Source organism: Rhodococcus ruber (assembly GCF_016804345.1).
GTDB lineage: Bacteria > Actinomycetota > Actinomycetes > Mycobacteriales > Mycobacteriaceae > Rhodococcus > Rhodococcus ruber.
This window is the reverse complement of the sequence record NZ_CP044211.1, coordinates 2960889-2984637: the sequence shown is the minus strand read 5'-3', so window position 1 is coordinate 2984637 and position 23749 is coordinate 2960889. Positions and strand designations below refer to the sequence as shown.

The window sequence follows — 23749 nt, the reverse complement described above, 5'->3', positions numbered from 1 at the left end:
CACGGTTCGCACCGCAACCCGGCACCGGGTATGTGTGACACCCCTTCCCCAAGAGCGCCAAGTGCACCGTACGACACTTCGCACCCCGAGGAAACTCCAGTCACAGAAGACGGAAGCGTACTGAGACCTGTGTCAACGGCCTGAGCTGTGACGACGGCCACAGTCGGGGGCGAAAATTCTCCGTCGCGTCAGCGCGGGATCCGGTCGGCGGCCGCCGTCGTCGTGTCGGTGTCGTGACGGCGACGGACCGCCTTGGCGAGATACGTGGCCCCGGCCGCGCCCGCGACCGCGAGCAGCAGCAGCACCGTGAGCAACGTCCAGGGCGGCGCGGGCTCGGTGAGAGCGTCGACGAAATTCGACGCCGAGACGACCGGGTCGCCGGTGTAGGTGCGGTCCTGCGCGGACTCGAGAACCACCCGATCGATGCTGTCGCTGTGCGCGCCCACCCAGCCGGGGCTGAGCACGAGCACGGTGCCGCCGTCCTCGCCGGCGACGTCCGTGGCGAGGTCGCGCAGCTGCGAATCGAGGCGCGGATCGCGGTCGAGCACGACGATGCTCAGGTCGATCCCGTGCTGCTGCGCGCGTTCGACGACGGCGACGAGATCGTCGACGCGCTCCGGGGGTGCCGAGACCTGGTCGTCGGCGAGCTCGGCGAGGACCTGCTCGAGCGAGACGCCCGGCGGGAGGTCGGTGGCCGACGGCGTCAGGACACGTGGCAGGGGCGCAGACATCTCTCTCCGTGGTACTCGACGGCCACCGCTCGTGCGGCGCCGTTCGTACCCTACGCGACGAGGCGATCGCGGCGGCCGGACGCCGGATCGGCGGTTCCGTCCCACCGCTTCACAGGACAAGCGTACTGTTAGACTTGCCGCGAGACGCCTCCGACGCCGTCCGGCCCTGTTCTGCGGCCCGGCCCGGCTGCGGAGCCTCGCTTCGGCCGTCGACACAGCCCCGTCGGCGGCGAGCCTCATCGACGAGTGGAGCTGACGTGAGCACCAGTATTGATTCGTTCGGCGCCAAGGGGACGCTGGAGGTCGGAGAGAACTCGTACGAGATCTTCCGCCTCTCGGCCGTTCCCGGCACCGAGAAGCTGCCCTATGCACTGAAGGTTCTCGCCGAGAACCTGCTGCGCACCGAAGACGGTGCGAACATCACCGCCGATCACATCCGCGCCCTCGCGAACTGGGATCCGTCGGCCGAGCCGAGCGTCGAGATCCAGTTCACTCCCGCCCGGGTGATCATGCAGGACTTCACCGGCGTGCCCTGCGTGGTCGACCTCGCCACCATGCGTGAGGCCGTCACCACCCTCGGCGGCGACCCGAACAAGGTCAACCCGCTCTCCCCCGCCGACATGGTCATCGACCACTCGGTCATTCTCGACGTCTTCGGCCGCGCCGACGCCCTCGAGCGCAACGTCGACCTCGAGTACGAGCGCAACGGCGAGCGCTACCAGTTCCTGCGCTGGGGCCAGGGCGCCTTCGACGACTTCAAGGTCGTTCCCCCGGGCATGGGCATCGTGCACCAGGTCAACATCGAGTACCTGGCCCCCACCGTGATGGTGCGCAACGGCCAGGCCTACCCCGACACCTGCGTCGGCACCGACTCGCACACCACGATGGTCAACGGCCTCGGCGTGCTCGGCTGGGGCGTCGGCGGCATCGAGGCCGAGGCCGCGATGCTCGGCCAGCCGGTCTCGATGCTCATCCCGCGCGTGGTCGGCTTCAAGCTGACCGGCGAGATCCGGCCGGGCGTGACCGCCACCGACGTCGTCCTCACGGTCACCGACATGCTCCGCAAGCACGGCGTCGTCGGCAAGTTCGTCGAGTTCTACGGCGCGGGCGTCGCCGAGGTGCCGCTGGCCAACCGCGCCACCCTGGGCAACATGAGCCCCGAGTTCGGATCCACCGCCGCGATCTTCCCGATCGACAGCGAGACCATCAACTACCTGCGCCTGACCGGCCGCAGCGACGAGCAGCTCGCGCTCGTCGAGGCGTACGCCAAGGAGCAGGGCATGTGGCACGACGCGGACAAGGAGCCCGCCTACTCCGAGTACCTCGAGCTGGACCTGAGCACCGTGGTCCCGTCCATCGCCGGCCCGAAGCGCCCGCAGGACCGCATCCCGCTCACCGAGTCGAAGACCGCCTTCCGCAAGGACATCCACAACTACGTCGAGGAGCAGCACCCCGTCGAGCACACCCAGCTCGACGAGGCCGTCGAGGAGTCCTTCCCGGCGTCCGACCCGGTCGCGCTGTCCTTCGCCGACGACGGTGCCGTCGACGTCCAGTCCGCCGCCAACGGCGCGGACGGCCGGCCCACCAAGCCGGTGCGGGTCGTCTCCGAGGAACGTGGCGAGTTCGTGCTCGACCACGGCGCCGTCGTCGTCGCGGGCATCACCTCGTGCACCAACACCTCGAACCCGTCGGTGATGCTCGGCGCCGCGCTGCTCGCCCGCAACGCCGTCGAGAAGGGCCTGTCGTCGAAGCCGTGGGTCAAGACCAACATGGCACCCGGTTCGCAGGTCGTCTCCGACTACTACGAGAAGGCCGGGCTGTGGCCGTACCTCGAGAAGCTCGGGTTCTACCTCGGTGGCTACGGCTGCACCACGTGCATCGGCAACACCGGGCCGCTGCCGGAGGAGATCTCCAAGGCCGTCAACGACAACGACCTGTCGGTGACCGCCGTGCTCTCCGGTAACCGCAACTTCGAGGGTCGCATCTCCCCCGACGTGAAGATGAACTACCTCGCGTCCCCGCCGCTCGTCATCGCGTACGCCCTGGCGGGCACGATGGACTTCGACTTCGAGACCGATCCGCTCGGACAGGACCAGGACGGCAACGACGTCTTCCTGAAGGACATCTGGCCGTCGGCCCAGGAGATCGACGACACCATCAAGTCGGCGATCAGCCAGGACATGTTCCGCAAGTCCTACGCCGATGTCTTCAAGGGCGATCACCGCTGGCAGAACCTGGAGACCCCGGAGGGCGACACCTTCGCGTGGGACGCGAACTCGACCTACGTCCGCAAGGCTCCGTACTTCGACGGCATGACGATGGATCCGGCTCCGGTCTCCGACATCAAGGGTGCCCGCGTGCTGGCCCTGCTCGGCGATTCGGTCACCACCGACCACATCAGCCCGGCCGGCCCGATCAAGCCCGGCACCCCCGCCGCGCAGTACCTCGACTCCCACGGGGTCGCGCGCAAGGACTACAACTCGCTCGGGTCGCGGCGCGGCAACCACGAGGTGATGATCCGCGGCACGTTCGCGAACATCCGCCTGCAGAACCAGCTGCTCGACGGGGTCTCGGGCGGGTACACCCGCGACTTCACGCAGGACGGTGCTCCGCAGGCGTTCATCTACGACGCCTCGCAGAACTACCAGAAGGCCGGCATCCCGCTGGTCGTCCTGGGCGGCAAGGAGTACGGTTCCGGCTCGTCCCGCGACTGGGCCGCCAAGGGCACCCGCCTGCTCGGTGTCAAGGCGGTCATCACCGAGTCGTTCGAGCGCATCCACCGGTCGAACCTGATCGGCATGGGCGTCATCCCGCTGCAGTTCCCCGCGGGTGAGTCGGCGAAGTCGCTCGGACTCGACGGCACCGAGGTGTTCGACATCGCGGGCATCGAGGAGCTCAACCAGGGCACGACGCCGCGCACGGTGCACGTCACCGCCACCAAGGCGGACGGCAGCACGGTCGAGTTCGACGCGGTCGTGCGCATCGACACCCCCGGCGAGGCGGACTACTACCGCAACGGCGGCATCCTGCAGTACGTGCTGCGCAACATGATCCGGGGCTGACACCCCCCCGGATCGGCCGCCCGCACCCGCGGGCGGACCACGCTGTGCACCGGCGGCGGGCTCGGGGCGACTTCGTCTCGGGCCCGCCGTCTCCGCCCCGAAAGGACGTTCGCGGTGCCCAAGGTCAGTGAGGACCACCTCGCCGCGCGCCGGAGACAGATCCTCGCCGGCGCCCGCCGGTGCTTCGCCGAGTTCGGCTACGACGGCGCCACGGTGCGCCGCCTGGAGGACGCCACGGGACTGTCCCGCGGCGCGATCTTCCATCACTTCAAGGACAAGGACGGCCTCTTCCTGGCCCTGGCACAGGAAGACGCCGCGCGGATGGCCGACGTCGCCGCCGAGCAGGGCCTGGTGCAGGTGATGCGCGACATGCTCGCCTCACCCGAGCAGTTCGACTGGCTCGGTACCCGGCTCGAGATCACGCGGCGCCTGCGCACCGACCCGGACTTCGCGAAGGCCTGGACCCAGCACTCCGCGGAGCTGACCAAGGCGACGGTGGGCCGGCTCGAACGGCAACGCGAGGCCGGCCGGCTGCGCGACGACGTGCCGACCGAGGTCGTGCTCAGCTACCTGGACCTGGTTCTCGACGGGCTGATCGCGCGGCTTGCCTCGGGCACCGCCGACGGCGAGCTGGCGGCGGTACTGGACCTGGTCGAGGAGTCCGTGCGGCGCACCGCCGCCGGCTGACCCGGTCAGGTCGAGGCGCGTGCCGCGCTGCGCCGGTTCGGTCCGCCCCGGCCGCGCAGCGCGACGTGGGACTCCACGAGCACGTTGTGCACGAACCCGTAGGAACGGCCCGTTTCCTGCGCCAGCGTCCGAATGCTCGCCCCGGCCTCGTAGCGGCGTTTCAGTTCTGCCTGCAGACGGTCACGCGATTCCCCCGTGACCCGTGTGCCCTTGGTCAGTACGCTCCCGGCGTGCTCGGATTTGCGTGCCATCGGATCCTCCCGTCGGCTCGGCAAGGCCCCGCCTCCCAGGCTAGTTCACGGCGCGGGGCACCGGGAGGAATCGCGCAGGTCCGGGCCGCAGCGGCCGACTCCGGGGCCGGCTCGGCACCGGAGATGCGCCCGCACCCCGCACGCAGGGTCGAAGCTCAGGCGAGCTGGATCAGCTCCAGGTACTCCTGCGACCAGTGGTCCTCGGTGCCGTCCGGAAGAAGGATGACGCGCTCCGGATCGAGCGCTTCGGCGGCCCCGGGATCGTGGGTGACGAGCACGACCGCACCGGCGTAGCTGCGCAGCGCGTCGAGCACCTGTTCCCGCGAGACCGGGTCCAGGTTGTTGGTCGGCTCGTCGAGCAGCAACACGTTCGCCGCGGAGGATACGAGCCCGGCCAGCGCCAGGCGGGTCTTCTCGCCACCGGACAGCGTCCCGGCGGGCTGGTCGAGCTGGGGGCCGGTGAACATGAACGCCCCGAGCAGCCCCCGCAGGTCCTGCTCCCCGGCGTCCGGTGCCGCGTGCCGGATGTTCTCCCACACTGTCGCATCGTCGTCGAGGGTGTCGTGCTCCTGGGCGAAGTATCCGATCTTCAGGCCGTGTCCGGGCACCAGCCCGCCCGCGTCCGGGGTCTCGACCCCCGCGAGCAGCCGCAGCAGCGTGGTCTTGCCGGCACCGTTGAGGCCGAGCACGACGACGCGGCTGCCCCGGTCGATCGCCAGGTCCACGCCGGTGAAGATCTCCAGCGAGCCGTACACCTTCGTCAGGCTCTCGGCGGTGAGCGGGGTCTTGCCGCACGGCGCCGGGTCCGGGAACCGAATCTTGGCCACCTTGTCGGCCACCCGCACCTCGTCGAGTTCGGCGAGCAGCTTGTCGGCGCGCTTGGCCATGTTCTGCGCGGCGACGGCCTTGGTGGCCTTCGCGCCGAGCTTGGCCGCCTGCTGACGCAACGCGGACGCCTTCTTCTCGGCGTTGGCACGTTCGCGGCGACGGCGCGCCTCGTCGGTGGCCCGCGCGTCGAGGTACTTCTTCCAGCCCATGTTGTAGATGTCGGCCTCACCGCGCACCGCGTCGAGGAACCACACCTTGTTCACGACGTCGGCGAGCAGGTCCACGTCGTGGCTGATGACGACCAGCCCGCCGTCGTGGTTCTGCAGGAATCCGCGCAACCAGGTGATCGAGTCGGCGTCGAGGTGGTTGGTGGGCTCGTCGAGCAGCAGGGTGGTGGCGGACTTGCCGGAACCGTCGGAGGCGGCGAACAGGATGCGGGCCAGTTCGACGCGGCGGCGCTGGCCGCCCGACAGGGTGCGCAGCGGCTGGCCCAGCACCCGGTCCGGCAGGCCGAGGCTGGTGCAGATGCGGGCCGCCTCGGATTCGGCCTCGTACCCGCCGAGGGCCGAGAAGCGTTCCTCGAGCGACCCGTACTTGCGCACCGCCCGGTCGCGGACGTTCTCGTCGACGGCCTCGGCCATGACGGCCTGCTGCTTCTCCATCGCCCGCAGGATCTCGTCGAGGCCGCGGGCGGAGAGCACGCGGTCCTTGGCGAGCACGTCGAGGTTGCCCTCGCGGGGGTCCTGCGGCAGGTACCCCAGGTCACCGGAGCGGACGACGGCACCCGCGTACGGCTCCCCCTCCCCCGCGAGGATGCGCAGGGTGGTGGTCTTGCCGGCGCCGTTGCGTCCGACCAACCCGATCCGGTCGCCCGGCTGCACCCGCAGCGCCGGTCCCGGCGCCGAGAGCAGCGTCCGCACGCCGGCGCGGACTTCCAGATCGGTGGCGGTGATCACGCGTGGGACTCCTCAGGGATGTTTCGGATCGGTTGCCGATGATGCCGCAGGGGCAGGCGCACGAACCATTCATTTTACCGTCCGCAGCGCCGACTCCCGACGTGAGATGCGCTACGTTCCCCGGCATGACGACTTCCCCCCTATATCCCGCCGGCTCGGACCTGACGGGCCGGACGGCACTGGTGACCGGAGCGAGCCGCGGGATCGGCAAGGCGATCGCCGCGGCGCTGCTCGCCCGCGGCGCGAACGTGGCCCTCACGGCCCGCAAGGCCGAGCCGCTCGCCGAGGCCGCCGGCGAGCTGCGCGCCATCGGTCACCGCGGACGGGTGCTCGAGCTGCCCGGCAACGCCGGGGACGCCGAGGCCCGCGCCGAGGCGGTGCGGCGCACCGTCACCGAGCTCGGCACCCTGGACATCCTGATCAACAACACCGGCATCAACCCCGTCTTCGGGGCGCTGATGGACGCCGACCTCGACGCCGTCCGCAAGATCTTCGACGTCAACGTCGTCGCCGCGCTGGGATTCGTGCAGCAGGCCTACCGCGCATGGATGGGTGAGCACGGCGGGTCCGTGGTCAACATCGCGAGCGTGGCGGGCCTGCGGTCGACCGGGGTGATCGCCGCGTACGGGGCTTCGAAGGCGGCGCTGATCCGGCTGACCGAGGAGCTGGCCTGGCAGCTCGGCCCGGGCGTGCGCGTCAACGCGGTGGCGCCCGGGGTGGTGAAGACGAAGTTCGCGGCCGCACTCGTCGCCGACGGCGAGGACAGCGCCGCCGCCCGGTACCCCATGCGCCGGCTCGGCACCCCCGCCGACGTCGCCGAACTGGTCGCCTTCCTCGTCTCGGATGCGGCCGGGTGGATCACCGGGGAGACTGTGCGGGTGGACGGTGGACTGCTGGCGACGGGAGCGATGTAGCGGGTGATCGACGCGAAGGTGATCGACGCGGAGGTGATCGTCGTCGGGCTCGGGCCCGCCGGGCGCGCGCTGGCCCACCGCGCCGCCGCGGCCGGTCTCGACGTGCTCGCGGTGGATCCGCGGCCGGACCGGCCGTGGACGGCGACCTACGCGGCGTGGCTCGACGAGTTGCCTCCCTGGCTGCCCGAGTCGGTACTCGCGGCGCGGGTGGCGGAACCGTCGGCGTGGACCGTGCGGCCGCACCGAATTCCGCGCCCCTACGGTGTTTTCGACACATCGGCACTGCAGCGAAGTCTGTCGCTGGACGGCGTGCGGGTCTGCACCGCCCGGGCGGACGTCGTCGCCGCCGACCACGTCGCCCTCGCGGACGGTGCGGCGCTGCGCGCGCGGGCCGTGATCGACGCGCGCGGGGTGCCTGCCCACCGCTCCCGCGCCCAGCAGACCGCCTTCGGCGTGATCGTCGACACCGCGACCGCTGCACCCGCGCTGCAGGGTCGCGACGCCTGGTTCATGGACTGGCGGCGCGACAACCGCACCGACTCGGGGGATGCGCCGTCGTTCCTGTACGCGGTGCCGCTCGGGCAGGACCGGATGCTGCTCGAGGAGACCTGCCTGGTGGGCCGGCCGGCGCTACCCCTCCCCGAGCTGCGGCGGCGACTCGAGGTCCGGCTCGCCGCGCGCGGGGTCGAACTGAGCGGATCGGAGCCCGTCGAGCGGGTGCGGTTCGGGGTGCAGCCGCCGCCGGAATCGACGCGCGGGGTGGCCCGGTTCGGGGCCCGCGGCGGTCTGATGCACCCGGGCACCGGGTACGCGGTGGCGGCCTCGCTGGCGGCGGCCGATCCCGTGGCGCACGCGCTCGCCGGGGGCCGCAAGGCCACGGCGGCGTTGTGGTCGCCCTCGGCGCGGGCGGTCGCGCAGTTGCGCGCCTCGGGGCTGCGGGTGCTGCTGAAACTGCACCCGGAACAGACCCCGGCGTTCTTCGCCGGGTTCTTCACGCTGCCGCCCGAGCGTCAGCGCTCCTACCTGTCCGGTCGCACCGACCTCGGCGGGACGGTGGCGGCGATGACCCGGATGTTCACGACGGGCTCGCCGGCCCTGCGCGGGGCCATGCTGCGCGCCCTGTGGTGACGAGTTCGCCGGGTTCCGCGCGGCGGACGCCGATCTCGATCATGATGGAACCATGCGTTCGATCTGGAAGGGTGCCATCGCGTTCGGACTGGTGAACGTGCCGGTGAAGGTCTACTCCGCCACGGAGAGCCACGACATCCGGTTCCACCAGGTGCATGCGAAGGACGGCGGCCGGATCAAGTACGACCGTGTCTGCACCGAATGCGGCGAGTCGGTGCCCTACGCCGAGATCGACAAGGCCTACGACTCCGACGAGGGCGTCCGGGTCGTGCTCACCGACGAGGACTTCGACAAGCTGCCCGTCGCGGAGAAGCACGAGATCCCGGTGCTGCAGTTCGTCCCGTCGGAGCAGATCGACCCGATCTTCTTCGAGAAGTCCTACTACCTCGAGCCGGACTCGTCGTCGCCGAAGGCGTACACGCTGCTCGCCGAGACGCTCACCCAGACCGATCGCACCGCGCTCGTGCACTTCACGCTGCGCCAACGCACCCGGCTGGCGGCACTGCGCAACCGGGACGGCGTGCTCGTGCTGCAGACCCTGCTGTGGCCGGACGAGGTGCGGTCGGTGTCGTTCCCGGTGCTCGACGACGCGGAGCCGCCGAAGCAGAAGGAAATGGCGATGGCGGAGATGCTCGTCGAGTCGATGGCCGACGATTTCCGGCCGGACGAGTTCACCGACGAGTACCAGGCCGAGCTGCGGTCGCTGATCGACGACATCATCGCCCGGGGCGGCGAGAAGGTGCTGCCGGTGACCCCGGCGGGCGAACCCGCGGCCGAGGACGCCGAGGTGCTGGATCTGGTGGCTGCGCTGCAGCGCAGCGTGGACGCCGCGTCCGGTGAGAAGAAGGGGGAGGGGGCTGCGCCGGCCCGCGGCTCGGCGGCGAAGAAGTCACCCGCCCGCAAGAGCGCCGCGAAGAAGACTCCGGCGAAGAAGACCGCCGCGAAGTCCGGCGGCACGTCGGCCGCGAAGAAGACGGCGGCAACCAAGTCGAGCGCGAAGAAGTCCACCGCCCGCAAGCGGGCCTGAGGCCCCGGCACCGGCCGGGGCCTCAGGCGTCGGACGGTACGCCCTCAGTCCAGTCCGTCGCCGAGACGGCGCAGCAGAGCGGTGAGCTGCTCGACGTCGGCGGGATCCCAGGTGGACAGGCGGCGCCGCCACCGCGCTGTCTGTTCGCGCTGCAGTGCGGTCAACCGTTCCCGGCCGTCGGCGGTGAGCGCGACGAGCCGTGCGCGGGCGTCGTGCGGATCCGGCGTCCGCTCGACCAGCCCGAGCCGGACGGCGGCGTCGATGCGTCGCGTCAACGTCGACTTCTCGATCGCGAGATCGCGGAGCAGCTCCGACATCGCCACCGCGTCCGCGCGGCCGAGCAGCACCAGCAGCGGGTAGCACGCGGGATCCAGCTGGGGGTGGACGGCGCGGGCCCGCACCCCCATCTGGTCCCGGCCGCGGCGCATCAGCGCCATGAACTCGTGTTCGAGTGCGGTGATCGGATCCACGGAGCCGGCGGCTCCCGGGTCCGCGGAGCCGGCGGCTCCCGGGTCCGGGGACACCTGGGGGACGTGCCGGGTCACCGGCCGCGTCAGACGGTGAACCCGAGCGCGCGCAACTGCTCGCGACCGTCGTCGGTGATCTTGTCCGGTCCCCACGGCGGCATCCACACCCAGTTGATGCGCAGCTCGTCGCACAGTCCGCTGCGGACGAGGGCGTTGCGGGACTGGTCCTCGATGACGTCGGTGAGCGGGCAGGCCGCCGACGTGAGCGTCATGTCGATGGTGACGGCGTCGTCGTCCTCGGAGATGCCGTAGACCAGGCCCAGGTCGACGACGTTGATCCCGAGTTCGGGGTCGACGACGTCGCGCATCGCCTCCTCGAGCTCGTCGTACCGCTCGGGATCGAGGGCGGGGGACGCGTCCGGGGCGGCGGGGGCGGTCTCGTCCGCCGGGGTCACGGGTTCGGTCATCAGTTCTGTCCTCCACTGGCTACGGGTGCGGTCCGGTGAGTGCTGTCGGTGCCGTCGGTGATCTGCACGACGGCGTCCTTGAACGCCATCCAGCCCAGCAGCGCGCACTTCACGCGCGCCGGATACTTCGAGACCCCGGCGAAGGCGATGCCGTCGCCGAGCACGTCCTCGTCACCCTCGACGGTTCCCCGGCTGCCGACCATCTCCGCGAACGCGTCGACGGTGGCCAGGGCGCGGTCCAGCGGGAGCCCGATCACCTGGTCGGTGAGCACCGAGGTCGACGCCTGGCTGATCGAGCAGCCCTGCCCGTCGTAGGAGACGTCCGCGACGGTGCCGTCGCCGGCGAGCTGCACCCGCAACGTCACCTCGTCGCCGCACGTGGGGTTGACGTGGTGCACCTGCGCTCCGTAGGGCTCGCGCAGGCCCCGGTGGTGCGGGTGCTTGTAGTGGTCCAGGATGACCTCCTGGTACATCTGTTCCATCCGCATCAGCGTGCTCCGAAGAAGTCCTGGGCCCGGCGGATCGCCGCACCGAGCGCGGCCACCTCGTCGAGCGTGTTGTACACGGCGAAGGAGGCCCGGGCGGTCGCCGCGATCCCGAATCGGCGGTGCAGCGGCCACGCGCAGTGGTGACCGACGCGGATCTCGACGCCCTCGTCGTCGAGGATCTGTCCGAGGTCGTGCGCGTGGATCCCGTCGACGACGAACGACACGGCCCCGCCGCGCTGCTCGGCCGTGGTGGGGCCGACGATCCGCACGCCGTCGATGCCCGCGAGTTCGGCCAGGGCCGCCGCGGTGAGCTCGTGCTCGTGCGCGGCGACGGCGTCCATGCCGATCTGCTGCAGGTACCGCACCGCGGCACCGAGTCCGACGGCCTGCGACGACATCGGCGAGCCCGCCTCGAAGCGCTGAGGTGGCGGCGCGAACGTCGAGGCCTCCATGGTGACGGTCTCGATCATCGAGCCGCCGGTGATGAACGGTGGCACGTCGGCGAGCAGCTCGCGGCGTCCGTAGAGGACGCCGACGCCGGACGGGCCGAACATCTTGTGGCCCGAGAAGGCCGCGAAGTCGACCCCGAGCGCGTGGAAGTCCACGCCCATGTGCGGCACCGACTGGCAGGCGTCGAGCACGACGACCGCGCCGACGGCCTTCGCGCGCCGCACCAGCTCCTCGACCGGCGCCACGGCCCCGGTGACGTTGGACTGGTGGGTGAAGGCGACGACCTTGACCCGGTCGGTGAGCTCGAGGGAATCGAGATCGATGCGGCCGTCGTCGGTCACCCCGTACCAGCGCAGCGTGGCGCCGGTGCGGCGGGCGAGTTCCTGCCACGGCACCAGGTTGGCGTGGTGTTCGAGCTCGGTGACGACGATCTCGTCGCCGGGCCCGACCCGCCGGGGGAACCGGGCGTCGGCGAAGGCGTAGGCGACGAGGTTGAGCGACTCGGTGGCGTTCTTGGTGAACACCAGCTCGTCCGCGTCCGCGCCGACGAAGTCGGCGATCACGGCGCGGGCACCCTCGTAGGCGTCGGTGGCTTCCTCGGACAGCTCGTGCGCTCCCCGGTGCACGGCCGCGTTGCAGGTGGTCAGGAACGCCCGTTCGGCGTCGAGGACCTGCGTCGGGCGCTGCGAGGTGGCCCCGGAGTCGAGGTAGACCAGGGGTTTCCCGTCGCGCACCGTGCGCCCGAGGATCGGGAAGTCGGCCCGGATCCGGGCGACGTCCACCGTGGGCACCTGCACCGTCATCGGCTCACCGTTCCTTACTTGTCGGCACCCGCGGCCGCGGCGGCCTGGGTGAAGCGCACGTAACCGTTCGTCTCGAGTTCGTCGGCGAGCTCCGGGCCGCCGGACTCGACGACGCGGCCACCGACGAACACGTGCACGAACTGCGGCTTGATGTAGCGCAGGATGCGGGTGTAGTGGGTGATCAGCAGCACGCCGCCGTGCTCGCGTTCCTGGTAGCGGTTGACGCCCTCGGAGACCACGCGCAGGGCGTCGACGTCGAGGCCGGAGTCGGTCTCGTCGAGGATGGCGATCTTCGGCGCGAGCAGGCCCAGCTGGAGGATCTCGTGGCGCTTCTTCTCGCCGCCGGAGAAGCCCTCGTTGACGGACCGGTCGCCGAACGCCGGGTCGATGTCGAGTTCGGTCATCGCCGACTTGACCTCCTTGACCCAGTGGCGCAGCTTCGGGGCCTCACCGCGGACCGCGGTCGCGGCGGTGCGCAGGAAGTTCGACATGGACACGCCCGGGACCTCGACGGGGTACTGCATGGCCAGGAACAGGCCGGCGCGGGCCCGCTCGTCCACGCTCATCGCGAGCACGTCCTCGCCGTTGAGGGTGATCGACCCGGAGGTCACCTCGTACTTGGGGTGGCCGGCGATGGCGTACGACAGGGTGGACTTGCCCGAGCCGTTGGGGCCCATGATGGCGTGGGTCTCCCCGGACCGGACGGTGAGGTTCACGCCCTTGAGGATGTCGATCGGCTCGGCGTTGTCGTCGGTCTGGGCGACGCGGACGTGCAGGTCCTTGATCTCGAGGACGTTCTGCTCGGTGGACATGTCGGTAACGGTTCCTTCGCGAATATGGGAGAACGGGTGGGGGTCAGGCGCCGACGGCGGCGAGTTCGGCCTCGATGGCGGCCTCGAGCCGCTCCCGGACGGCGGGCACGGTGATCTTCTCGACGAGTTCGTGGAAGAACCCCCGGACCACCAGCCGGCGGGCCTGCTCCTCGGAGATGCCGCGGGCACGCAGGTAGAACAGCTGCTCGTCGTCGAACCGGCCGGTGGCGCTGGCGTGGCCGGCACCGACGATCTCGCCGGTCTCGATCTCGAGGTTGGGCACCGAGTCGGCGCGAGCCCCGTCGGTGAGCACCAGGTTGCGGTTGAGCTCGAAGGTGTCGGTGCCCTCGGCCTCGGCGCGGATGAGCACGTCCCCGATCCACACCGTGTGCGCGTCCGGCTTGCCGGAGCCGGGATCGCCCTGCAGCGCCCCCTTGTACACGACGTTGGACTTGCAGTGCGGCTGCGCGTGGTCGACGAGCAGGCGCTGCTCGAGGTGCTGGCCGGCGTCGGCGAAGTACAGGCCGAGCATCTCGGCGTCGCCGCCGGGTGCGTCGTACCGGACCGTCGGGGACACGCGCACGAGGTCACCGCCGAGCCCGACGGTGAAGTGCCGCAGCACGGCGTCGCGGCCGAGGCGGGCATGGTGGGCCGCCACGTGCACCGCGTCGTCGGCCCAGTCCTGGACGGCGACGATGTTCAGGCGCGAGCTGTCGCCGAGGACGAACTCGACGTTCTCGGCGTAGGTGCCGGAACCGCGCTGGTCGAGGACCACGGTGACCGACGCGAACGGCTCGAGCCGCAGTTGCAGGTGCCCGAACGCGACCTTGCCCTCGCCGGGGCCGGTGACGGTGATCGTGACGGGCTCGGGAACCTCGACCTCGCGGCCGACCGTGACGACGGTGGCGGTGGTGAAGCCCGAGTAGGCCTGGGCGGCGACGCGGTCGGCGGGCACGCCGCCCTCGCCGAGGCGGGTGTCGTCGCGGCCGACGGTCTCGACCTGCACGCCGTCCACGGGGGTGACCTCCACGGTGGCGGTGCCGTCGGCGACCGCGGTGCCGTCGTGCAGGCCCCGCAGGCGGCGCAGCGGGGTGAATCGCCACGCCTCGTCGCGGCCGGAGGGGATCTCGAAGGCGTCCACGTCGAACGACGTGAACACCTCCCCCTTGTTCACGGCCGGCCCGGCGGCCTTCTCCGAGCGCGCGGCTCCCTGCACCCCGGTGGCGACGACCGGCGAGCCGGTGGCGGGGGTGTTCTTCGCTTCCGCAGTCATTTAGCCGACTGCCCCTTCCATCTGCAGTTCGATCAGGCGGTTGAGCTCGAGCGCGTACTCCATCGGCAGCTCCTTGGCGATGGGCTCGACGAAGCCACGCACCACCATCGCCATCGCCTCGTCCTCGGTCAGGCCGCGGCTCATCAGGTAGAACAGCTGATCGTCGGAGACCTTGGAGACGGTCGCCTCGTGCCCCATCGTCACGTCGTCCTCACGGATGTCGACGTACGGGTAGGTGTCCGAGCGGGAGATCTGATCGACGAGCAGCGCATCGCACTTGACGGTCGACTTCGACCCGTGCGCGCCCTTGTTGACCTGCACCAGGCCGCGGTAGGAGGCGCGTCCACCGCCGCGGGCCACGGACTTCGACACGATGGTCGAGGAGGTGTGCGGCGCCAGGTGCAGCATCTTCGCGCCGGTGTCCTGGTGCTGGCCCTCGCCGGCGAACGCCACGGAGAGCACCTCGCCGCGCGCGTGCTCGCCCATCATCCACACGGCCGGGTACTTCATGGTGACCTTGGAGCCGATGTTGCCGTCGATCCACTCCATCGAGCCACCGGCCTCGACCTTGGTGCGCTTGGTGACGAGGTTGTAGACGTTGTTCGACCAGTTCTGGATCGTCGTGTAGCGGCAGTGCCCGCCCTTCTTGACGATGATCTCCACCACCGCCGAGTGCAGCGAGTCCGACTTGTAGATCGGGGCGGTGCAGCCCTCGACGTAGTGCACGGAGGCGCCCTCGTCGACGATGATCAGGGTCCGCTCGAACTGGCCCATGTTCTCGGTGTTGATCCGGAAGTAGGCCTGCAGCGGGATGTCGACGTGCACGCCGGGCGGGACGTAGATGAACGAGCCGCCCGACCACACGGCGGTGTTCAGCGCGGAGAACTTGTTGTCGCCGGCCGGGATGACCGACCCGAAGTACTCCTTGAAGATCTCGGGGTGCTCGCGCAGGCCGGTGTCGGTGTCGAGGAAGATCACGCCCTGGGACTCGAGGTCCTCACGGATCTGGTGGTAGACCACCTCGGACTCGTACTGGGCGGCGACCCCGGCGACGAGGCGCTGCTTCTCGGCCTCGGGGATGCCGAGCTTGTCGTAGGTGTTCTTGATGTCCTCCGGCAGTTCTTCCCAGCTCGTGGCCTGCTTCTCGGTGGAGCGCACGAAGTACTTGATGTTGTCGAAGTCGATGCCCTCGAGGTTCGAACCCCACCCCGGCATCGGCTTCTTCTCGAAGGTGCGCAGCGCCTTGAGGCGGATGTCGAGCATCCACTCGGGCTCGTTCTTCTTCGCGGAGATGTCGCGCACGACCGCCTCGGACAGCCCTCGCTGGGCCGTGGCGCCGGCCGCGTCGGGATCCGACCAGCCGTAGCCGTAGTGACCGAGGGACGCGATGGTCTCCTCCTGTGTCAGCGGCGCGCCGGCCGACGCCTGATCCGATGTGACGGTCATGTGAGCTCCTTCCGGAGTCTTGTTCGGTGCCGGCGAGGGCTGGTCGCCGGCGGACAACGTCGTGCTTCTGTCGGGGATGTGCGGGTCCTGCTCAGGTCTTCCGGGCGTCCGACGGCGGCACCGGCACGTGGGTGGTGCAGAAGCTGTCGCCGTTGGCGATGGTCGCCAGCCGCTGGACGTGGGTGCCGAGAATCCGGGTGAACGCCTCGAGCTCGGCCTCGCAGAGCTCGGGGAACTGCTCGGCGACGTGCGAGACCGGGCAGTGGTGCTGGCAGATCTGCACGCCGGTGCCGACCCGCCGGGTCGAGGCCGCGAACCCCGCATCGGTGAACGCCGCCGCGATGTCCTCGGCGGTGTCCTCGATCTCGGCGCCGCTCCCGGACTCGACCGGGGTGACCCCGCCGAGCAGGGACTGCACGCGACGCCGGGCGAAGTCCTCGACCGCCGCCTCGCCGCCGACCTCCCGCAGGTGCCGCATCGCGGCGCTGGCCAGGTCGTCGTAGGAATGCCCCAGCCGTGCCCGGCCCACCGCGGTGAGCTGGAAGCGGCGCGCCGGCCGTCCCCGCCCCCGGCCCTCCCGCCGAGGTGGCGGAGCCGCCTGGGCCTCGCCGGTGTCGATGAGGGCGTCGAGGTGGCGGCGCACCCCGGCCGCGCTCAGTCCGAGACGGGCGCCGATCTCGGTGGCCGTGATCGGTCCCTCCTCGAGCAGCAGCTGCACCACCGCCGCCCGGGTCTGCCCCTCGTGGGCGCCCGGCACCTGGGCGACCGGCAACCCGGCAGGCGGATGACCTGCGCGTTCCCCGTGCACCCCGGTATCGGACGTCGTTTTCACAACACCAGTGTGACGGAATTGCCCCGGCCGGTCTACAAAGGGTGCCCTACCTTACAGGCGGCAAAGTCCCGGTTTCCGTCCCCGCTACGCTGCTCGCGTGCCGTCCACCGTGGAACCCGACCCGACCGGGCCGGCGCCGAGCCGCCGCGCCGCGGCCCTCGGGGCCCGCGCCGCCGAACTCGGCCGGCGCGCCCTCGGACTCGACGGGCGCGGCGGCGGCCCCGCCGTGGCCACGATCCTGCACGGCGACGAACTCGAGGGGCGTGGTCTCGACGCCACCGAGACCACCCAGCTGCACCGCATCCGGCTGTTCGGCGCGACGGGCACCGTGCTCATGGCGGTCGGCGCGCTCGGCGCGGGAGCGCAGCCGGTGCTGCAGAACCCCGTCCAGGGCCTGCGGGTGCTCGGGCTGCCCGCGCGCATGCCCAGCGCCGCGCTGACGCTGACCATGACGGGCACCGTGCTGGTGGTGCTGGCCTGGCTGCTGCTCGGTCGCTTCGCCGTCGGCCGCCGCGACCCGGACGGGGTGCCCCGACGCCTGAGCCGGTCCCAGCTCGACCGCACCCTGCTGCTGTGGATCCTGCCGTTGACGGTGGCGCCCCCGATGTTCAGCAAGGACGTCTACTCGTATCTGGCGCAGAGCGAGATCGCCGCCCGCGGCCTCGATCCCTACGGGATCGGCCCCGCCGGCGCCCTGGGGGTCGACCACGTCCTGACCCGCACCGTGCCCAACATCTGGCGCGACACGCCGGCGCCGTACGGGCCGGCGATCCTGTGGCTCGGGCAGCGGATCACCGACCTGACGGGCGAGAACATCGTCGCCGGGGTGTTCCTGCACCGCTTGACCGCGCTCGCCGGGGTCGCGCTGATCGTGTGGGCGCTGCCGCGGCTCGCGCGCCGCTGCGGTGTCGCCGCCGTCAGCGCCCTGTGGCTCGGTGCGGCCAATCCCCTGCTGCTGTTCCACCTCGTCGCCGGCATCCACAACGAGGCCCTGATGCTCGGTCTCATGCTGGCCGGTCTCGAGCTGGCGCTGCGCGGCATCCACACCGCCGATCCGGCGGCGCCGCTGCGCGGCCGGGCGCTGGGCTGGCTGCTGGCGGGCTCCGCGGTGATCGCGCTGTCGGCGATGGTCAAGGTGCCGTCGCTGCTCGCCCTCGGCTTCGTCGGGATGGCGCTCGCGCACCGCTGGGGCGGCACCGTGCGCGCGGTGGTCTCCGCCGCCGCGTTGCTCGCCGTGGTCGCCGTCGTCGTCGTGGGCGCGGTCAGCTGGGGCAGCGGGCTCGGGTTCGGCTGGACGCAGACCCTCGGGACCGCGACGGAGGTGCGCAGCTGGATGTCCATCCCGACGCTGCTCGGCCTGGGCACCGGCCTGGCCGGGGTGTTGCTCGGTCTCGGTGATCACACGACCGCGATCCTGTCGCTCACCCGGCCCGTCGCCGCGCTGATCGCGGCGCTGGTGACGGTGCGGATGATGCTGGCGGTGCTCACCGGCCGGCTGCATCCGGTGGGCGCGCTCGGGGTGTCCCTCGGCGCGATCGTGCTGCTGTTCCCGGTGGTGCAGCCCTGGTACCTGCTGTGGGCGGTGATCCCGCTGGCCGCGTGGGCCACCCGGCCGATCTTCCGGCTCCCCACCGTGGCGTTCTCGTCGCTGGTGAGCGTGATCCTGATGCCCAACGGCGGCGAGTACCAGCCGTTCATCATCGTGCAGGCGGCCATCGCGACGGTCGTCGTGGTGGGGCTCGCGATCTTCGCCACCCGCAACCGGCTGCCCTGGCGCGACGAGGACGACGCACCACCGCGTCCCGCCGATTCGCCCGGCGCCTACGCTGGAACCTCGTGACCTCGAGATCCCCCGTCGCTGCGCCGCCCGCCGTCCGCCTCGAGGGCGTCGTCAAGCGGTTCGGCGACCTCACCGCCGTCGACGGGCTCGACCTGACCGTCGACCGCGCCCAGGTGCTCGCGCTGCTCGGCCCCAACGGTGCCGGCAAGACCACCACCGTGGAGATGTGCGAGGGCTTCGTCACCCCCGACTCCGGGACCGTGCGGGTCCTCGGGCTCGACCCGATCGCCGACTCCGAGGCCCTGCGCCCGCGGATCGGGGTCATGCTGCAGGGCGGCGGCGCCTATCCGGGGTCCAAGGCCGGGGAGATGCTCGATCTGGTGGCCGCCTACTCCGCGGATCCGCTCGATCCGGCCTGGCTGCTGCGCAGCCTCGGGCTCGAGGAGGCACGGCGCACCCCCTATCGGCGGCTGTCCGGCGGGCAGCAGCAGCGGCTCGCGCTGGCCTGCGCCCTCGTCGGCCGGCCCGAACTCGTCTTCCTCGACGAACCGACCGCCGGTCTGGACGCGCAGGCGCGGCTGCTGGTGTGGGAACTGATCGACGCCCTGCGGCGCGACGGCGTCGCGGTGCTGCTCACCACGCACCTGATGGACGAGGCGGAGGAACTCGCCGACGAGGTCGTCATCATCGATCACGGCCGGATCGTGGCCGCCGGCACCCCCGCCGAGGTCGCCAGCACCGGCGCGGAGGGCCAGTTGTGGCTCACCGCCGCCCCGGGGCTGGATCTCGCTCCCCTGCGTGCCGCGGTGACGGACGCGTTCCGGGTGCGCGAGGCCGGTCCCGGCCGGTATCTCGTCGAGGGCCCCATCGATCCGCAGGTCGTCGCGGCGGCCGCCGCGTGGTGCGCCGACCAGGGTGTCCTGGCCCGCGAGATCCGGGTGGACCAGCGCAGCCTCGAGGACGTGTTCCTGGACCTGACCGGACGGGAGATCCGCGGATGAGCACCTCGCACGAGCGCCTGGCGGCGAACCGGTTCGCGCCCGGCACCTTCGCTCCCGCGCCCCGCCCGAACGGCCCGGCGGCGATGCTCGCCGCGCAGACCCGCATGGAGCTGGTGCTCCTGCTGCGCAACGGCGAGCAGCTGCTGCTGACGATGTTCATCCCGATCACCCTGCTGATCGGGCTCACCCTGCTCCCGATCGGCGATCTGGGCGAGGCCCGCGTCGAGCGCGTGCTGCCGGCGGTGATGATGGTCGCGGTGATGTCGACGGCGTTCACCGGGCAGGCCATCGCGGTCGGATTCGACCGCAGATACGGTGCATTGAAAAGACTCGGCGCCACCGCCCTGCCGAAATGGGGCATCATCGCAGGCAAGAGCGGTGCGGTGGCCCTCGTCGTCGCACTGCAGTCGATTCTGCTGGGCGGCATCGGTCTCGCCCTCGGCTGGCGCCCGGACCCGGTCGGGCTGCTGCTCGGCGCCGCCGTCATCGCCCTGGGCACCGTGACGTTCGCCACCCTGGGTCTGCTGCTCGGCGGCACCCTGCGCGCCGAGATCGTGCTGGCGCTGGCCAACATCATCTGGTTCGTGCTGCTCGGGATCGGCAGCGTCGTCCTCGCCGGCGGCGGTCTGCCCGATGCGGTGGTGCATCTGGCGCGCCTGGTCCCGTCCGGGGCGCTCGCCCTCGCCCTCGACGCGGCGCTGCGCGGCAGCGTCGACTGGCTGGCCGTGGCGATCCTCGGCGCGTGGGCGGCCGCCGGCGGGGTCCTGGCGAGCAGACTGTTCCGGTTCGTCTGACCGGCACCCCACTACAGGCTGTAGTGGACCGGCCCGTACCATCGTCGATGTGCTGTATCGCGGCTTCCTGCGCCTTGTCGACCGTCTGCCCCTGCCGTCCCTGCGGACCCAGCGGCTGCTCGCGCTGATCGCGATCCTGACCCAGGGCGGCATCGCCGTGACCGGGTCGATCGTCCGCGTGACCGCGTCCGGCCTGGGGTGCCCCACCTGGCCCCAGTGCTTCCCGGGCAGCTTCGTGCCCGTCGGTGTCTCCGAGGAGGTCGCCACCCTGCACCAGGTCGTCGAGTTCGGCAACCGGCTGCTGACGTTCGTCGTCGTCGCGTCCGCCGCGGCGGTCGTGCTGGCCGTGACCCGGGCCCGGCGCCGCCGCGAGGTTCTCGTCTACGCGTGGCTGATGCCCGCCGGCACCGTCCTGCAGGCCGTCATCGGTGGCATCACCGTGCTCGCCGGCCTGGCCTGGTGGACCGTCGCGGTGCACCTGCTGGCGTCGATGCTGATGGTGTGGCTGGCGGTGCTGCTGCATGCGAAGGTCGGCGAGCCCGACGACGGGGCGGTCGTGGAGACGATCCCGCGCCCGCTCCGGACCCTGACCGCGCTGTCCGCCGTACTGCTCGCCGGGGTGCTCGTCGCGGGCACGATGGTCACCGGCGCCGGCCCGCACGCCGGCGACAAGAGCGCCGATCGGCCGGTGCCGCGCCTCGAGATCGACATCGAGTCCCTGGTGCACCTGCACGCCGAACTGCTCGTCGGATACCTCGGCTTGCTCGTCGGCCTCGCCTTCGCGCTGTACGCCGTGGCCGCGCCGCAGGCGGTGAAGACGCGCCTGCACGTGCTGCTCGCCCTCGTCGTCGCCCAGGCCCTCGTCGGGGTCGTGCAGTACTTCACCGACGTGCCCGCCGCCCTCGTCGCCGTGCACGTCGCCGGCGCCGGGCTGTGCACGGCCGCGACGGCAGCGGTGTGGGCGGCGGGACGGGTCCGCACCACCGAACCGGCCCGCGAACCGGTCGCCGTCTGACCCCCGGGCGCACGCGCGCCGGAGAAACGGTTCCGGGGGCCACCCAGGACGGGTGACCCCCGGAGCCGTTCGAGGATCGGTCAGCGTTCGTTGCGGGCCCGCGGGAACCGGGTCTGACGGGCCACCCAGCCGGCCATCTTCTTCCAGTGGCCCTGCTGCGGCGTCGCGATGCTGGTCACTTCGCGATCCCACTCCGAGACCGTGACGCCGGGCAGCGCCTCGACCACCGCGTGCGCCGTGGCGAGATCGCGCACCACCCGGTCGCCGAGCACCCCGTCCTCGGCGACGACGGTGATGCGCACCGCGCCCCGCGCGACCGGCTGCAGCACCGCCTTGGCGGAGCCACCGTGCGCGGCGACGAAGCTGCGGAGGGATTTCACGATGTCGGCCGGTGCGGCCACGACCTGAGTATCGGCGCTCATGCCTGCAGAATACTGTGAACGTATGCGTGCAATCGAAGTGGCACGGTTCGGCGGCCCCGAGGTGCTCACCCCCGTCGAGCTCCCCGCTCCCGAGCCGGGGCCGGGCGAGCTGCTGGTCCGGACCGACGCCGTGGGCGTCAACTACATCGACACCTACTTCCGCACCGGGCTCTACCCCCGGGAGTTGCCGTACATTCCCGGATCCGAGGGCACCGGACGGGTCGTCGCGGTCGGTGAGGGCGTGGGCGGCGTCGCGGTCGGCGATCGGGTGAGCTGGGCAGCGGCCGACGGTTCCTACGCCGAACAGGTGCTCGTGCCGGCGGCGGTGGCGGTGCCCGTGCCCGACGCGGTTCCCGCCGAGCAGGCGGCGTCGGCGCTGCTCCAGGGCATGACCGCGCACTACCTGCTCAATTCGACGTATCCGGCGCAGCCCGGCGAGACCGTGCTCGTGCACGCGGGCGCCGGTGGGGTGGGCCTGCTGCTCACCCAGCTCGCCGCCGCGAAGGACGTGCGGGTGATCACGACCGTCTCCTCCGACGAGAAGGAAACCCTCTCGCGCGGCGCGGGCGCCGCCGAGGTGCTGCGCTACACCGACGACCTCGCCGAGCAGGTCCGGGAGCTCACCGGCGGGGAGGGCGTCGCGGCGGTCTACGACGGCGTCGGCGCGGCCACGTTCGAGTCGTCGCTCGCCTCGCTGCGCATCCGCGGCACGTTGGCGCTGTTCGGCGCGGCCAGCGGTCCGGTGCCGCCGTTCGATCTGCAGCGGCTCAACCCCGCCGGCTCGCTGTACGTCACCCGGCCGACCCTCGCGCACCACGTGCGCACCCGCGAGGAGCTGATGTGGCGGGCGGGCGAGGTGTTCGCCGCCGTCGCGGACGGGACCCTCACCGTCCGGGTCGGCGCGCGGTACCCGCTGGCACAGGCGGAGCAGGCACACCGCGACCTCGAGGCCCGTCGCACGACCGGCTCGATCGTGCTGCTCCCCTGAGGTTCGCTCCGGGCGGAAGTACCGTTTCCGTCGCTCTCCGGCAGCGGACGGTACATTCGCCGGGTCCCGGAGCCGCGCGGAAGGCGGATCAGAAGAACGAGGCGATGGTGCGCAGGTCGAGCACCGAGTCCACGGCCAGGCCCAGGCACACCAGGGCGAGGTAGTTGTTCGACTGCAGGAACAGCTTGAGGGGCTTGACCGCCGCCCCGCCCCGGACGCTGCGGTACAGCTGATGCGCGACGAGCAGGAACCAGGCGCCGGCGGCGACGGTCACCGCCGCGTACACCAGGCCGGCGGCCGGCACGAGCACCAGCGTCGCCAGGACGGTCGCCCAGGTGTAGAGCAGGATCTGCTTGGTGACGTGCTGCTCGCTCGCGATCACGGGCAGCATGGGCACGCCGGCGGCCTTGTAGTCCTCCTTGTACCGCATCGCCAGCGCCCAGGTGTGCGGCGGTGTCCAGAAGAAGATCACCAGGAACAGCACGATCGGTTCCCAGCTCAGCGAGCCGGTGACCGCGGCCCAGCCGACCATCACGGGCATGCACCCGGCGGCCCCGCCCCACACCACGTTCTGCCAGGTCCTGCGCTTGAGGACCATCGTGTACACCAGGACGTAGAAGGCGATCGTGGCGACCACGAGCAGGCCGGCGAGCAGATTCGCCCGCCACCACAACCACAGGAACGACACGACGCCGAGCACCGCGCCGAACACGAACGCGTGCCGGGTCGGGACGGCCTGCCGGGCCAGCGGCCGCAGCGCCGTCCGCTTCATGACCTTGTCGATGTCGGCGTCGACGACGCAGTTGAGGGCATTCGCGCTCGCCGCACCCATCCACCCGCCGAACAGGGTGCTCGCGATGAGCACCAGGTCCACCTCGCCGCGGTCGGCGAAGAGCATCGCCGGGATCGTCGCCACCAGCAGCAACTCGATCACGCGCGGCTTGGTCAGCGCGATATAGGCGAGCACCGTGCCCGAAACGCGTCCCCACATCGTGTCGGGGCGAGGCGGTCCAGGTGCCTCGGGGGCGCCGAAGCCGTGACCTCCCGGCCGTTGCCCTGCCCGCACCCTGTCTCCTTGCACCACGCGATTACGCACCTTCGCTCGCCGTCGCTCTACTACGAACGAT

23 protein-coding genes are annotated in these 23749 nt (G+C 71.3%); 10 read left to right on the top strand and 13 right to left on the bottom strand.

Annotation, left to right across the window (positions count from 1 at the left end):
- Window positions 1–188 precede the first annotated feature (188 nt).
- Complete coding sequence (locus F1734_RS13895; protein WP_010595067.1) at window positions 189–731, bottom strand: Rv1476 family membrane protein; 543 nt, start codon at window positions 729–731, stop codon at window positions 189–191.
- Between the two features lie 257 nt (window positions 732–988).
- On the opposite strand from F1734_RS13895, the gene acnA reads away from it, so the two are divergent.
- Together acnA and F1734_RS13885 are read left to right on the top strand one after the other, a co-directional pair.
- On the top strand, window positions 989–3793 hold the full coding sequence (acnA, locus tag F1734_RS13890) for an aconitate hydratase AcnA (RefSeq protein WP_203010691.1): 2805 nt from the start codon (window positions 989–991) through the stop codon (window positions 3791–3793).
- 114 nt (window positions 3794–3907) lie between these two features.
- The gene (locus F1734_RS13885; RefSeq protein ID WP_010595069.1) at window positions 3908–4480 is read left to right on the top strand and encodes a TetR/AcrR family transcriptional regulator; all 573 of its coding nucleotides are present in this window, start codon (window positions 3908–3910) and stop codon (window positions 4478–4480) included.
- Between the two features lie 5 nt (window positions 4481–4485).
- On the opposite strand, the gene F1734_RS13880 is transcribed toward F1734_RS13885, so the two are convergent.
- Together F1734_RS13880 and F1734_RS13875 are read right to left on the bottom strand one after the other, a co-directional pair.
- On the bottom strand, window positions 4486–4731 hold the full coding sequence (locus F1734_RS13880; protein ID WP_010595070.1) for a helix-turn-helix domain-containing protein: 246 nt from the start codon (window positions 4729–4731) through the stop codon (window positions 4486–4488).
- Between the two features lie 155 nt (window positions 4732–4886).
- Window positions 4887–6515, bottom strand: a complete 1629-nt coding sequence (locus F1734_RS13875) for an ABC-F family ATP-binding cassette domain-containing protein (protein WP_010595071.1) — start codon at window positions 6513–6515, stop codon at window positions 4887–4889.
- Window positions 6516–6640: 125 nt separating this feature from the next.
- Between F1734_RS13875 and F1734_RS13870 the strand changes: the two genes are divergently transcribed.
- Genes F1734_RS13870 through ku form a run of 3 tightly spaced genes read left to right on the top strand, consistent with a single transcriptional unit; the run spans window position 6641 to window position 9584 of the window.
- Window positions 6641–7429: an SDR family oxidoreductase gene (locus tag F1734_RS13870; protein WP_040271551.1), complete on the top strand. Its 789-nt coding sequence runs from the start codon at window positions 6641–6643 to the stop codon at window positions 7427–7429.
- Between the two features lie 3 nt (window positions 7430–7432).
- Complete coding sequence (locus F1734_RS13865) at window positions 7433–8557, top strand: lycopene cyclase family protein (RefSeq protein WP_082061251.1); 1125 nt, start codon at window positions 7433–7435, stop codon at window positions 8555–8557.
- 52 nt (window positions 8558–8609) lie between these two features.
- A complete protein-coding gene (gene ku / locus F1734_RS13860) occupies window positions 8610–9584 on the top strand; it encodes a non-homologous end joining protein Ku (protein ID WP_010595074.1) in 975 nt (324 codons plus the stop codon).
- Between the two features lie 44 nt (window positions 9585–9628).
- Here the strand turns inward: ku and F1734_RS13855 are convergent, their stop codons facing one another.
- From F1734_RS13855 to F1734_RS13820, 8 genes are all read right to left on the bottom strand, one after another.
- Complete coding sequence (locus tag F1734_RS13855; RefSeq protein WP_048773575.1) at window positions 9629–10021, bottom strand: MarR family winged helix-turn-helix transcriptional regulator; 393 nt, start codon at window positions 10019–10021, stop codon at window positions 9629–9631.
- 116 nt (window positions 10022–10137) lie between these two features.
- The gene (locus F1734_RS13850) at window positions 10138–10518 is read right to left on the bottom strand and encodes a metal-sulfur cluster assembly factor (protein WP_010595076.1); all 381 of its coding nucleotides are present in this window, start codon (window positions 10516–10518) and stop codon (window positions 10138–10140) included.
- Window positions 10518–11006, bottom strand: coding sequence for a Fe-S cluster assembly sulfur transfer protein SufU (gene sufU / locus F1734_RS13845; protein ID WP_010595077.1), 489 nt, complete (start codon window positions 11004–11006; stop codon window positions 10518–10520). The genes F1734_RS13850 and sufU overlap by 1 nt, the downstream gene beginning before the upstream one ends.
- Window positions 11006–12259 carry a cysteine desulfurase gene (locus F1734_RS13840; RefSeq protein WP_010595078.1) on the bottom strand — a complete coding sequence of 418 codons (1254 nt, stop codon included), beginning with the start codon at window positions 12257–12259 and terminating at the stop codon, window positions 11006–11008. The genes sufU and F1734_RS13840 overlap by 1 nt, the downstream gene beginning before the upstream one ends.
- Before the next feature lie 14 nt (window positions 12260–12273).
- Window positions 12274–13071 carry a Fe-S cluster assembly ATPase SufC gene (sufC, locus tag F1734_RS13835; RefSeq protein WP_010595079.1) on the bottom strand — a complete coding sequence of 266 codons (798 nt, stop codon included), beginning with the start codon at window positions 13069–13071 and terminating at the stop codon, window positions 12274–12276.
- Window positions 13072–13114: 43 nt separating this feature from the next.
- Window positions 13115–14344, bottom strand: coding sequence for a Fe-S cluster assembly protein SufD (sufD, locus tag F1734_RS13830; RefSeq protein ID WP_017682206.1), 1230 nt, complete (start codon window positions 14342–14344; stop codon window positions 13115–13117).
- The gene (gene sufB, locus F1734_RS13825; RefSeq protein ID WP_040271542.1) at window positions 14345–15790 is read right to left on the bottom strand and encodes a Fe-S cluster assembly protein SufB; all 1446 of its coding nucleotides are present in this window, start codon (window positions 15788–15790) and stop codon (window positions 14345–14347) included. It abuts the gene before it with no gap.
- Between the two features lie 91 nt (window positions 15791–15881).
- Window positions 15882–16622 carry a helix-turn-helix transcriptional regulator gene (locus F1734_RS13820; RefSeq protein ID WP_228287153.1) on the bottom strand — a complete coding sequence of 247 codons (741 nt, stop codon included), beginning with the start codon at window positions 16620–16622 and terminating at the stop codon, window positions 15882–15884.
- 97 nt (window positions 16623–16719) lie between these two features.
- Between F1734_RS13820 and mptB the strand changes: the two genes are divergently transcribed.
- The 4 genes from mptB to F1734_RS13800 are packed head-to-tail and all read left to right on the top strand — an operon-like array spanning window position 16720 to window position 21212.
- The gene (gene mptB / locus F1734_RS13815; protein ID WP_072786414.1) at window positions 16720–18462 is read left to right on the top strand and encodes a polyprenol phosphomannose-dependent alpha 1,6 mannosyltransferase MptB; all 1743 of its coding nucleotides are present in this window, start codon (window positions 16720–16722) and stop codon (window positions 18460–18462) included.
- Window positions 18459–19403, top strand: coding sequence for an ABC transporter ATP-binding protein (locus F1734_RS13810; protein ID WP_010595086.1), 945 nt, complete (start codon window positions 18459–18461; stop codon window positions 19401–19403). Before mptB ends, F1734_RS13810 begins: the two co-directional genes overlap by 4 nt.
- On the top strand, window positions 19400–20197 hold the full coding sequence (locus F1734_RS13805; RefSeq protein ID WP_010595087.1) for an ABC transporter permease: 798 nt from the start codon (window positions 19400–19402) through the stop codon (window positions 20195–20197). Before F1734_RS13810 ends, F1734_RS13805 begins: the two co-directional genes overlap by 4 nt.
- Window positions 20198–20246: 49 nt before the next feature.
- Window positions 20247–21212, top strand: coding sequence for a COX15/CtaA family protein (locus F1734_RS13800; RefSeq protein WP_010595088.1), 966 nt, complete (start codon window positions 20247–20249; stop codon window positions 21210–21212).
- Window positions 21213–21292: 80 nt separating this feature from the next.
- Here the strand turns inward: F1734_RS13800 and F1734_RS13795 are convergent, their stop codons facing one another.
- Window positions 21293–21634: a hypothetical protein gene (locus F1734_RS13795; RefSeq protein ID WP_010595089.1), complete on the bottom strand. Its 342-nt coding sequence runs from the start codon at window positions 21632–21634 to the stop codon at window positions 21293–21295.
- 22 nt (window positions 21635–21656) lie between these two features.
- Between F1734_RS13795 and F1734_RS13790 the strand changes: the two genes are divergently transcribed.
- Window positions 21657–22622 (top strand): quinone oxidoreductase family protein, encoded by a 966-nt coding sequence (locus F1734_RS13790; protein WP_203010690.1) that lies wholly within the window; start codon window positions 21657–21659, stop codon window positions 22620–22622.
- Window positions 22623–22710: 88 nt separating this feature from the next.
- Here the strand turns inward: F1734_RS13790 and F1734_RS13785 are convergent, their stop codons facing one another.
- Window positions 22711–23688, bottom strand: coding sequence for a heme o synthase (locus F1734_RS13785; RefSeq protein WP_026138082.1), 978 nt, complete (start codon window positions 23686–23688; stop codon window positions 22711–22713).
- Window positions 23689–23749 lie beyond the last annotated feature (61 nt).

What these genes read in the sequence shown, in the direction of transcription:
- F1734_RS13870 (WP_040271551.1), top strand. Translation starts at nt 6,641, where the DNA reads ATGACGACTTCCCCCCTATATCCCGCCGGCTCGGACCTGACGGGCCGG.
- F1734_RS13850 (WP_010595076.1), bottom strand. Translation starts at nt 10,518, where the DNA reads ATGACCGAACCCGTGACCCCGGCGGACGAGACCGCCCCCGCCGCCCCG.
- F1734_RS13855 (WP_048773575.1), bottom strand. Translation starts at nt 10,021, where the DNA reads ATGGCGCTGATGCGCCGCGGCCGGGACCAGATGGGGGTGCGGGCCCGC.
- ku (WP_010595074.1), top strand. Translation starts at nt 8,610, where the DNA reads ATGCGTTCGATCTGGAAGGGTGCCATCGCGTTCGGACTGGTGAACGTG.
- F1734_RS13790 (WP_203010690.1), top strand. Translation starts at nt 21,657, where the DNA reads ATGCGTGCAATCGAAGTGGCACGGTTCGGCGGCCCCGAGGTGCTCACC.
- F1734_RS13840 (WP_010595078.1), bottom strand. Translation starts at nt 12,259, where the DNA reads ATGACGGTGCAGGTGCCCACGGTGGACGTCGCCCGGATCCGGGCCGAC.
- F1734_RS13805 (WP_010595087.1), top strand. Translation starts at nt 19,400, where the DNA reads ATGAGCACCTCGCACGAGCGCCTGGCGGCGAACCGGTTCGCGCCCGGC.
- F1734_RS13795 (WP_010595089.1), bottom strand. Translation starts at nt 21,634, where the DNA reads ATGAGCGCCGATACTCAGGTCGTGGCCGCACCGGCCGACATCGTGAAA.
- sufD (WP_017682206.1), bottom strand. Translation starts at nt 14,344, where the DNA reads ATGACTGCGGAAGCGAAGAACACCCCCGCCACCGGCTCGCCGGTCGTC.
- F1734_RS13880 (WP_010595070.1), bottom strand. Translation starts at nt 4,731, where the DNA reads ATGGCACGCAAATCCGAGCACGCCGGGAGCGTACTGACCAAGGGCACA.
- sufB (WP_040271542.1), bottom strand. Translation starts at nt 15,790, where the DNA reads ATGACCGTCACATCGGATCAGGCGTCGGCCGGCGCGCCGCTGACACAG.
- sufU (WP_010595077.1), bottom strand. Translation starts at nt 11,006, where the DNA reads ATGCGGATGGAACAGATGTACCAGGAGGTCATCCTGGACCACTACAAG.
- sufC (WP_010595079.1), bottom strand. Translation starts at nt 13,071, where the DNA reads ATGTCCACCGAGCAGAACGTCCTCGAGATCAAGGACCTGCACGTCCGC.
- F1734_RS13895 (WP_010595067.1), bottom strand. Translation starts at nt 731, where the DNA reads ATGTCTGCGCCCCTGCCACGTGTCCTGACGCCGTCGGCCACCGACCTC.